Annotated in this window: 2 protein-coding genes; one reads left to right on the forward strand and one right to left on the reverse strand. The window is 32.8% G+C overall.

The annotated features are described in order from the left end of the window. Positions 1-12 precede the first annotated feature (12 nt). Positions 13-10545, forward strand: a complete 10533-nt coding sequence (locus ACE193_RS24570; protein ID WP_375560832.1) for a gliding motility-associated C-terminal domain-containing protein — start codon at positions 13-15, stop codon at positions 10543-10545. A 132-nt stretch (positions 10546-10677) separates the two neighbouring features. On the opposite strand, the gene ACE193_RS24575 is transcribed toward ACE193_RS24570, so the two are convergent. Beyond that, the gene (locus ACE193_RS24575; protein ID WP_375560833.1) at positions 10678-11802 is read right to left on the reverse strand and encodes a bifunctional transcriptional activator/DNA repair enzyme AdaA; all 1125 of its coding nucleotides are present in this window, start codon (positions 11800-11802) and stop codon (positions 10678-10680) included. Between the last annotated feature and the right edge of the window lie 382 nt (positions 11803-12184).

A 12184-nucleotide genomic window follows, 5' to 3' on the forward strand; every position in this document is an offset into this window, starting at 1 on the left:
TTCAATTCTTGCATGAGAGTTTTATTACCTACTTATTTTTCTCTATTTCTGTTTATTCTTCTTTTTGGAACAGGAAATACTACTTCTTTATTTGCTCAATATCCTACTGATTTTACGGCTAGTCAGACGACTATTTGTGAGGGCGATGTGGTGGAGTTTACGCCTGTGGGGTATGATCCGAATGTTCTTATAGGATTCGAATATCCAAATACATATCCTGCTGGAATACAGTATTTACAAGATAATAGCTATATGGCATCAAATTTTAGTGCTACTACTGTTCCTGCTTCGGATAATAATGGAGCCGGGCAAGCTATTTATAATAATATAGGAACATTTGATGTAAATCTGAAAAATTTAATTACTAATAGTGTAGTAAATAAACCTAATTTTATTACAGTTAATCCACGTCCTCCCAATACCTATCCTACTGTGAATACCTCTTACCCTACAGGTTGGGTTTCTGTAAGTACTACAGGAGTTGCAAATGCTACTTTAGGTACTCCACTAGATATAAAAATTGATAACCAGAATAATAAATATGGATTATTTGAAAATAATGTTTATGGTTCTACTAGTAAAGTTTTAGAATTGATAAAATACAATGAAACTAATCAAGCTATTTGGAGCAAAATTATATCTTATACTTTGTTATCTTCTTCTACTCATCAAAATAGGGTTTTGGATATGAGTGTAGATAATAGGACAGGGAACATATATTTATCTTTCGTTTTTCATAATCAAATAGATTTTGGACAAGGTTTTAATCTAACTACAGTAGGACAAGGAAGGTGTATTGTAAAATATAATACAAATGGAACAGTTATTTGGGCAAAGAAATTTGAAAGTGCCAATACAGGAGCTGTAAGTATAGATGTAATTAATGATAATTTGATAATGGCTGGTAATAGTTCTGGTACAGAATCTATTGATGGAACGACTTTAATTAGTACGACAGGTTTTTTTGTAGCAAAACTAAATTCACAAGGAAATATTATTTGGACTACAACAAATACTGGAGAGATACAAGATTTGGCAGTTAGTTCTAATGGAAATATTATTGTAGGAGTGTCAAATTTCAATTCTGTCGCTGGAGTTTTTAATGGGTTTAATGTTCCTAATTTTCCTTCTTACTTAGTAAAATACAACTCTCTAGGTACTACTATTTGGGCTAAAAAAATAAATAGTTATAATAACCAAGATAATAGCCCAAAACCTCTTGAAATAATAAATATAGAGATTGATACACAAGAAAATATTTATTTTACAGGTAGATACAATGGAAAAATTAAATATGAAGGAGAATTGCTTAGTTCGCTTTTGATAGAAGACAATCAGCATTCTCTCCCTTATGATGGAAATAAGAGCTATATCATAAAAGTTGCTGCTAATGGACAAAAATTATGGTCAAATTTATATGACCTTAGTACCTACATACATTCTCTCCAATTAGATAATTTTGATAATCCTTATTTTTATTTGTTGGATTTTTATGGTCTTTCATTTGTTTTTCCTACTAATATTCAAAGGGATGATTTTATAATAAAATTAAATAAGCAAACAGGTAAAACGGCTTTTGAAATTAATGTTCCTTTTGGAGGAAATTATTTTGTTATAGATGACAAACAAGATATTACGCTTGCTACTCTTGTTCAAGTGTCTGGAGGAACTACTTTTATAGGTCAGAATATACCTCTCAATACAAGCATAATTGCAAACTATAAAGCTAATCTAGGAACATTTCCAGCAAATTTTACGTTACAAGCAGAAGCTCCTACTGCTGGACAAACCCTTACTTATCAATGGATAAAAGATGGTCAAGATATTAGTGGAGCTACTTCTGCTACTTTTACACCTACACAAGAAGGTTTTTATCAACTTAGAGCTACCAATCAATTTGGCTGTTCTAGTACAAATTATGGTGTTTATCTACAAGTAGAAACAATAGACTTCACAGCCAATACCACAGAAATCTGTGAAGATGAATCAGTTACTTTTACGCCTACTATTGTTCCTAACCCAAGTCAATTTCAAAATATTACTTGGAATTTTGATGGACAAGATATAAATGCGAGTTATAATCCTCTTAATTATGTCTTTGAAGATGCAGGTGTTTATTCTCCTTCTCTTACTTATCAAAATGATAATGTTACTCGTACAGATTATGTAACTGTTAATCCAAACCCTGTTTCTTCACTTCAAAATAACCCTTGGGAATGGGTGCATACAAATTCGAAAGCTCCTACTATATCACTAGGTGATGGGTATCGTACAAATATTACCAATGCAGATATTGACAGCAAAGGAAATTTGTATGTGGGTGGACAATGGACAGAAGGTCAATATTTAGAAGAAACAAGTCCTTTTTTACGTGTATTTCCTCCAAATGTTACAAAAATAGACAAACAAGGAAATGTACAATGGAAAATACCAAATGCTGCACAAGTAGCTATTGATGATTTTGATAATGTTTTTGCAGTCGGACAGTTTACCAATACTATCACTTTGCCGTCTAATGGTTGTGCTGGTATTACACTAACTCCAAATACGTACTCTCATAGTTGGTTTGTTGTGAAATATTCTTCTTCTGGAGAATTACTTTGGTCAAATGTAATAGAAACTGATAATGCAAGTGCAAATTTTTTACTAGCAACAGGAGGAAACAAACTCTATATTTTAGGACAGTTTTGGCAAGCTGATAATATATTAGCAACAAGTACAAACGGTTCAAATCAAACTTTAGCTAGAGGAAATAATTCTACATTTTTAGCAGAATACAATCCTTCTAATGGAGAATTACATCAAAATTTACATACTTTCTCAACCTTACATTTTAGTATGGGAGGAACACATAATGATGCAAAGAAAAGAGGGATTTCAGTAGATTATGATGGAAATTTAGTTATTACGGCTCTTACTGGACGGACAGTAAATTATGATGGTAATGTTGTACTAGATAATTCAACATTATCTATATATGACAATGTTTTGTCGCTCATTAAATATAAAAATGATGCTGTAATATTTACTAAAGCCATTTATTTAGAGAATGGTTTTGCTAACTGGCTTCCTTCAAGACATGTTACAGATGGTGAAGGAAATATATATTGGACATTTTTTGCGCTTGCAGGTTCGAATGTAAGTTGGAATATTCTTGGACAATCTTATTCAAAAGTTACAAGTAACTATTTAATCAAATTAAATCCGAATGGGGGCTTAGTATGGATAAAACCTGTTGGTGTAAGTTTTATAGATGGTTTTGAAACAGATAACAATCAACTATTTGTTTTTTCAGGTGGAAGTATTCACTTTTATGATACTCAAAATGGTCTTCCTCTTAGAAAGCCTATTCCTATTCTTCCTACAGGATCTTATTCTAACATAGAAGACGTAATAGCTGCCAAAAATGGTGTTTTGTATGTAGGAGGAATGGTGGCTAGTTCTTTTCCACCTTATTCTATTGGCTCAAATACAGTTACAGATACCAGAACAAGCAATAATTATTACTTTGGACTAATAGCCAAATACAATTACAACCAAACCCTACCACAAAACGGAAGTATAGACCTACAAGCCACTTTGCAAACAGGTGCGCCTTCGGTTTCTTATCAATGGTATAAAGATGGAAATATCATAAATGGAGCAACTTCTTCTTTATATTCGGCTAATCAAATAGGTTTTTATCAAGTAGAAACCACGACGACACAAGGCTGTTCTCGTAGAAGTGTAGGACAGTATTTGAGCGAACCTGCTACTTTTTCGGTGTCAGATAATGATGTTTGTGTAGGCGAACCTATTATTTTAGAAACAACTGATTTATTAGGAACAAATACAGAATGGAATTTTGGATTAGATGCTTCGCCTAATTTGGTAAATGCTTTTAGTAATAGAGAAGGAACAATTACTCAAAATGGTTCTTTCTTGAATGCAGGAACAAAAACGGTTTCTTATCAAGATGGAACATTTTCATTAGATGAAACAGTTACAGTTCGTCCATTGCCGAATGGCTCTATTTTTTCTACTACGCCACAAAACTGGAATTTTACCAATTCTTTTTCTTCTGTTGCTACTGGACATAATTTTCAAAACATTTTAGCTACTGCTTATCAAAAGAATACATTTAGAGCTTTGAACCGAGCTACAAATTCTGTGTTTTTGAAAATGAATGCAAAAGAACAAAATAAGTTTCTTTTTACATTAGACAATATAAATATCACAGACATCAAAAATGATAAGCAAGGAAATATTTATCTGATTGGTAAAGCTCTTTCTAATTCTGTTACTTTAACAGGCAGAAGTCAAGTCATTTCTATAAATGCAACTACTGGAGATAGATTTTTGATAAAATACAATGAAAATGGAGATTTGATTTGGAATACTAAATTTGTTCTTTTTACTGATAATGACAATATTTTCCTTACAGCAAATCAAGATAATATTTATCTAATTGCTAAAAGTGGAGGGTCATTTTTTGGAACAAATAATAATTCTATTTCTATAAATGATGATTTTGCTTTAATAAAATACAATACCGACGGAACTGTAAATTGGTCAAAAGAAATAAAAAGTAGTGTTTATTCTCAACATATCAATTCTACTTTAGCAGGCTCTCAAACAAATGATAATAGTATTCGCAGCTTCGAAACTGATGAAAATGGAAATCTATTTTTCTCTCTTATTGCAGCAGATAGTGTTACTATTTCTGGTGTGAGTTCTGTTCCTCCGTGTATTAGAAGTTATGATAATCAGGACTGGACAAATAGAGGACTTCGAATGGGAAATCTTCTGAAACTAGATGCAAATGGAAATATTATTTTTCACGAAGGTTTATCTCTTGTCAATGATTTGAAATTTACTTTAGATAATCAAAATAATCTAATTGCTTCTTTTCAAACAGTTGGCGAAGTGTATAGTCTTCTGAACAATCAAAAAATTATTTCACACCAAAAATTTGATATAAACAGTACAGCAAATCAGCAAAAATTAGAAACTATTGTTATCAAATATGATAACAATGGACAGATTTTGTGGAATAAAAATCTAGGAACAAAAGAAGGATTAAAGCCAAGAACGATTGCAGTAGATAAAGCAAATAATCCTCATATTTTATTTAATCAAGTTACCTCAAACGGAGTTTTTAATGGAAACGGAATTGCTTTTGATGCTACTCAAACAAATATTCTTGCGCTTGATAATTCTTTAGGTAATGTAATTAAATCAATTCCTTTCGCCAATAATTTAGAATCGGATAAAGAAAACATTGTTTTTGACGGCTTAAATAGAATTTTTCTTTCTACTCAAAATAATTCCTTGAATACAAGTTCTATAACAAATTACTTTGCTTCTTTTGGTAATAATACTTGTATAGATGAAGGAAGAACTATTTCTATCCAAAATACACAACCAAACACTACTTATACATGGTTTAAAGACGGAATAGATACAGGAAATAATGGAACTTCAATAACAATCATAGAAGAAGGAACATATCATGTAGAAGCAGAAAATCAATATGGTTGTCGTCAGTCAAGTACAGGAACTCATTTTTCTATTTTTCCAGAAGTACAGATTTTGCCACAACAAAACCCTGTTATTGGTTATGGTTCTGCCGTTATTGGAGCTTTAGCAACGCCACTAGGAAGAGATTATGAATACCAATGGCAATTTAATGGAGTGGATATTCCGAATGCTACAAGTCCAATTTTGATAGCCAATGAATCTGGAAATTATCAAGTAAAAGTAGTTTCAGAAGATGCTTGTGAAGTTATTTCAGATGTAAAAGAAGTTCAAATCCGTACACGAAACGGACGAGCAACTATTATAAATGATAACTTGACTTTAGTTTCAGACCGTGCAAGTTCTGCCACTTCCACTTTTTCAGAAGGGTTAGATGTCGATGTAAACGGAGCATTTATCTTTGAAGGAGGAGTATTCTCAAATAATCTTACTTTTGGCTCAAATTCTTTAACTTCAAGAGGTTTGAGAGATGGTTACTTAGTAAAACGAGATACAACAGGAAATATCCTTTGGAATCGCTCTTGGGGAAGTAGTGGAGATGACCAAACAAATTCAATCGCCACAACAACTGAAGGAGAAGCAATCGTAGGAGGATTATTTAATCAAACTGCAACTATTGGAGATACAACCCTTATTTCAAAAGGACAAACCGACGGAATTTTGGCAAAATATGCAGCCAATGGAGATTTTCTTTGGGCAGTCAGTACAGCAGGAGAACAAAACGACCAAATTACAAGCGTAGCAACAGACTTAGGAGGACACGCCATTGCAGCAGGTTTTACAACAAATACAGCTACCGTTTCGACACTTCGTACAGACACAACTTTTACTCAAACAGGAGAAAATGCCTTTGTCGTTCGTTACCAACCTAATGGAAAGTTACTTTGGGCAAATCAACTTATTTCGCCAGTTTCTGCAAAAAGCACAACTGTTGCAACTGATATTTTTGGAGATGTGTTTGTCGCTGGTTCGTTCAAAACTAGCCTAGATGCAACAGATGAAAATGGAACAACTCTAAACCTAAACGGAACAACAGCAGAACTCGGTTTTGTAGCAAAATATGACGAATATGGTCGTTTGTTATGGCTCAAATCTCTTCCAAAAGCTGCAAAAGGAATTGATACAGATGATTTTGGTAATGTATTTATTGTAGGACAAGAATTTCTATATAGTTTTTTGCCAAATGGTCAATCAAGATTTGAAGAAATATTCCCTTCAAATGCTAGTGTTTCAAACATTGCCGTAGGTCGTTCTGGTAAAATTGCTATTTCTGGTCATTTTACAGGAACATTAAATGGAAGTGCAGCTACTGGAAATGAAGAGGGTTTTGTAAGTTATTTCTTACCTAACGGAACTCTTTTAGACACAAAAACACAAGGAGGAACTCAAAACGATAGAATAAATGGAGTTTCTTTTGATGAATTAGGAAATCTTTATACAACTGGTTTTTATGAAAATGCAATGACTATATCTACTTTGGATAATAGTATTTCACTTTCTAATACTGGTCGTGCTGCTGTCTTTACTCGTTTTCAGCCTGTTTTGATGGGTTGTGGATTAGATGTTTTGGCACAAAATCACACCAGTACAGATTTTGACTGGACACAAAACGGACAGAATTTAGGAAATGGAACAACACTTAGTTTTTCAAATGGAAATGCTTTTTTAGTTCTTGATGCTACTGAAAATAGCTTTACAACACAAGACGGAGTTCGTATTCAAACGCAAACAGCTTTTACAGATTTGGGAGAAGACCAAAATAGTTGTCAAATTATTACGCTTGATGCAGGAAATAATGAAGGAAATGGTTTTGCTCGTTTTGAATGGTACAAAGACAATGTTTTGATAACTGGAGAAGAAAATCAAGCCCTAGAAGTTGATGAAAGTGGAACATACAAAATAATTGCTTTCACTTCTCAAAATTGTCAAGCTACTGATGAGGTAAACTTAACTGTTGCACCTTTAGAAGTGTTGATGAATATTCAAAATGACACGTTAGTTTGTGAAGGCTCGCTTATTGAGTTGCGTGGTTTTGGTGCTGATTCTTATACTTATTTCAAAAATAATAATCCAATCGGTACAGGAAATTTCCTTACTGTTTTAGATGCTCAAAATGGCGATAGTTTTTATGTAGAAGGAACACGAACAAGTGATAATTGTATCAATAGCTCTATTCCAATTACAATCAGTACAAAGTCAATTCCTCAAATAGATTTAGGATTGAATGACCAATATTTCTGTCCGAATGATACATTACAGCTTACTGCAAACCTAAATCCGTCCAATACTTCTAATCAATATGTTTTTGATTGGTATAGAATTGAGCCAAATCAAACGGCAGGCACACGAGTCGGAAATGGAAGAGAAACTTTGAATGTAACCCAAACAGGAAAGTATTTTGTAATTATTTCAAATTCTGATAATAATGTTTCTTGTAGCAGAACAAGCGATACTGTTACAGTAAATGCTTATGATTTGCCAGTTGTTTTGGTGGAAGATGTTCATGTTTGCGATACTGCACAGAGCGCAAGACTTTCGGCTTCTGATATTAGTCATGGAAATATGATTTCTTATGAATGGAAAAACCTAAATACAGGACAAAATGTAGGAAGTGATAGTATTCTATTTGTAACTAATGAAGATTTCTATCAAGTAAAAGTAACTAATACAAGTACAGGTTGTAGCGTTTTGGATACAGCAAAAGCATTTTTCCATACGACACCTAATTTCGAAATTCTTGGCTATGAAAACCCTCTTTGTGATAGAAATGATACACTTTTCATTGAAGCTACAAATCTTCAAGATTATAGTGTAGAATGGTTTGGAAATGGAATTGTTTCGACGGTTTCTACGACTCAAAATCAATCTATTGTTATTAATAGAAGTGGAATTTATACAGTTGTCGTAACTGATACAGAAACAGGTTGTAGCACGACCAAAACGCAAGAAGTAATCATTAATCAAATACCGATTTTAGGTTCTTTGCCTCAATCTTCTATTCAAAATCCATTAGTAGCTTGTCAAGGAGATTCAGTAGTTTTAGATGCTTTTGATGCGACACATGAACCAAACGCAACTTATGAATGGGTACGTTTGTCAAATAGAAATGCTGCCACTCAAACGCTTTCTACTTCTTCAAAACTGACACTAACTTACGAAGAAACTTTAGGTTTAATGCCTTTTGCCTATCAAGTAAAAGTAAGTTATCCGACTACAAATTGTTTTATTACAGATACGGTTTTTGTTCAGTTCAAAAGAAAGTCAAATGTAATAGCAACGAGCAACAAAACGCAAATTTGTTTAGGCGAAGAAGTTAATTTTGAAGCAACAGGAGCAACTTCTTATCGTTGGAATGATGGAAATATAAATGCAATTAGAACTGTTCAACCTGATTCGGTCGGAACTTGGACGTATATTGTAGAAGGAAAATATGATAATGATTGTAATTCTAGTTTTGATACGATTATTGTAAAAGTAAATCCAATTCCAGTTGCAGAGATAGAAGAAGAAAGTATAATTCTCTGTCAGAATGAGAATTTAGAATTGAATGGATTCTTACCACAACATTCAGCTACCAGTCGTTACATTTGGACACATATAGAAAATAATCAAGTTCTTTCAACTGATGCAGAAATTAATCTTTCTTTCAATCAGGTTTTACCAATTTCTTATGAACCGTTTACGCTTCGTTTGACGGTCTTTGATTCACTTACAAATTGTGAAAGTAGCGATGAAGTAACTGTCAAGTTTAATCGTTCTTCGAATGTAGAAATTACAGAAAATTACGCTTCCAAAATTTGTATCAACGAAGAAATTACCTTTACAGCAACAGGTGCAACTTCCTATTCTTGGAGAAAATTAAACGATACTTCAAACGTTGTTTTGGATAGTACAAACCAAGTTACGGTAAGGTTAGATTCAGCAGGCTTCCATACTTTCATAGTAGAAGGAAGCTATCAAAACGGTTGTAATTCTACTTTTGATACGGTTTCAGTTTTCGTTAATCCAGCATCACAAGTAAAAGCGCATACAGCAGATTCTGTCAATATCTGTGCAGGAAATTCTATTTTACTCTCGCCTTCTGGTTGGCGTGAATATGAATGGATACACGACCCAACAGTAACAGAACCTATTTCGGTTAGTCCTATGAAATCTACAACTTATTACGTATTTGGAACAGATGAAAACGGTTGTCATAACGTAGATTCAGTCTTTGTCTATGTTACACCAACTTTTGAATTACCTAATTTGATTCAGCTTTGCGAAGGTGAAACAATTACGATTGGAGATACACTTTCTTCTGATTTGAATGCCGTTTATGAATGGACACCAACTAAAGACAAAACACCATTTATTGAAGTTTCTAAATCTGGAATTTATACTGTAAAAGTAAACGTTGAGAATTGTGAATTTGAAAGAAGTGTGGAAGTTCAGATTAAAGAAAATCCAGTTATTGAGCTTGTGGCTGATACTGTTCTTTGTTTTGAAGCAGGTGCAGAAGATCGTTTTGAGCGAAATTTAAGTCATACGCTTGGTTCTGTTATCACAAATTACGATAGCAGCGCAACGTACTTGTATGTTTGGACAGATGAAAATGAGCAGATAATTGCTACAAAACCAAACTTAGAAATCAATGAAGGTGGAAATTATCGTTTGCGTGTAGTGGCTCGTTATGGCAATAATTGTGAAGCGACTGATAGTGTTTTGGCTACAGAACTTTGTGAACCTCGTATATTTATTCCTGAAGCATTTACACCAAATAATGATAATCTGAATGATTATTTTGAAGTCTTTGGAAAGCATGCGATTGATTTTGAAATGCAAATCTTTGATCGTTGGGGACAAGTCATGTATCAAATCAATACTTCAAATATAGAAGATGTAGAACAAGAAGATTTTTGGGACGGAACATACAAAGGAAAACAAGTTCCGACAGGTGCGTATGTTTGGATAATTCGTTATTCAAGTCCAATAGACAAGACAGCCAAACAAACTCAAAAAACAGGTTCGTTTATGATTATTCGATAATTGAATTAAATGATTTGTGAGCTACAAATTTGTTAATTTATTTTCAAAATTAAATATCTTTTTTTATAGCACAATTTATTATGTTTGTGCTATGAAAAAATATATTTTAAAATATACAATTTGATTTTTTAATCAAAACAAACGTAATTCCTTTTCATTTCCTTCTTTATTTGGATTGTATTTATTTTCGTGCATCAAAAGCCATTTTTTGCGTTCTAACCCACCTCCATAACCTGTTAGTTTTCCATCTTTACCGATTACACGATGACAAGGAATAATAATTGATATTTTATTCATTCCATTTGCTGAAGCAACAGCACGAATCGCCTTTGGATTTCCTAAATGTTCAGATTGCTGCTGATAGGAACGAGTTTTTCCGTATTCAATGTGATGTAACCCCTCCCAAACTGTTTTTTGAAAATCTGTTCCGATGGGTTCTAAATTTACTTCAAAAACAGTTCGTTTACCTTCAAAATATTCTTCTAGTTCTTTTTTTGCTTGAAGAATGTGTTTGTTTTCTCCTGTTAAGATAACAGCATTTAGGCGTTTTTGAATGTCTGCAAATTCCGTTTCTAACATTTTTCTGTCTGCAAACTCTAATAAACAAATTCCGTTTTCGGTCGCACAAACAAACATTGCTCCCAAAGGGGTTGTGAGTCTGCTTATCAAAACGGTTGCTTTTTCTGTATTCTTTTCGTTTTTATTTATGCTATTTTTTTTACTTTCTTTTGGAGAATTTCCCATAATTTTTTTGAAGGTATAACCAAAACCACTTAATGATTCATAACCAATTTCAAAAGCAGTTTCGGTGGTTTGTTTTCCATTTTGTAATTCTTGAAAAGCTGTATTTATTCTGTACATGCGTTGATAGGCGTGAAAAGTCATTCCATAATTTTTTTTGAACCAATTACGAACTACTTTTGCACTAATATCATTTTCTTTCAAACAATAATCACTTATTTTTTCTTTTGGATTTTTTTTGACTAACTGAATTGCTTTTTCTACTTCTTTAGGAGCTTGATTTGCATTTTGAGTAGGCTTGCAGATTTTACAAGGACGAAAACCTTCACTCAAGGCTTCTTTGAAAGTGGTATAAAAGATTACATTTTCTAACTTTGGTTTTCTTGCTCGGCAGTTGGCAATACAAAAAATAGAAGTTGTCTTTACACCTACAAAGAAAATTCCTATAAAGCTTTCATCTTTTTCTACTAAGGCTTTGTAATAAGTTGCAATTTGATTGGGTTCTGTGATTTGCATAAAGTTGAATTAGTCTTTTATTGATTTTAGTCAAAGTTCTGAAAATCAAATTTGTAACACAACCGAAAAATGGACGAGTATTTTTTTGAATATTGAAGTAGTTTAATATACTTGATAAAAATGCTATCAATAATCTAATGATAGAACAGCATAATTAATTTGTTATGCACAGATTATTTAGGTTCTCTGACAATTTTTGCACTTTGTTCTAATTATGAGATATTTGAATGTCATTCATTTTGTCATATCTAGTGATTTTTATTTGTAGGGAAAAGGCACGCCTTTTCCTAAAATAGCCGTTTATAGTTTAATTTGGGCTATAAAATTTCCTACTGGGTAGGAAAAGACGTGTCTTTTCCCTACAATTCTCAAAATATCAAAT

The organism is Bernardetia aquimarina (assembly GCF_042180575.1).
Taxonomy (GTDB): domain Bacteria; phylum Bacteroidota; class Bacteroidia; order Cytophagales; family Bernardetiaceae; genus Bernardetia.

Bases quoted from the DNA above. Each gene is read 5' to 3' on its own strand.
- ACE193_RS24570 (WP_375560832.1), top strand. From the start codon at position 13: ATGAGAGTTTTATTACCTACTTATTTTTCTCTATTTCTGTTTATTCTT.
- ACE193_RS24575 (WP_375560833.1), bottom strand. From the start codon at position 11,802: ATGCAAATCACAGAACCCAATCAAATTGCAACTTATTACAAAGCCTTA.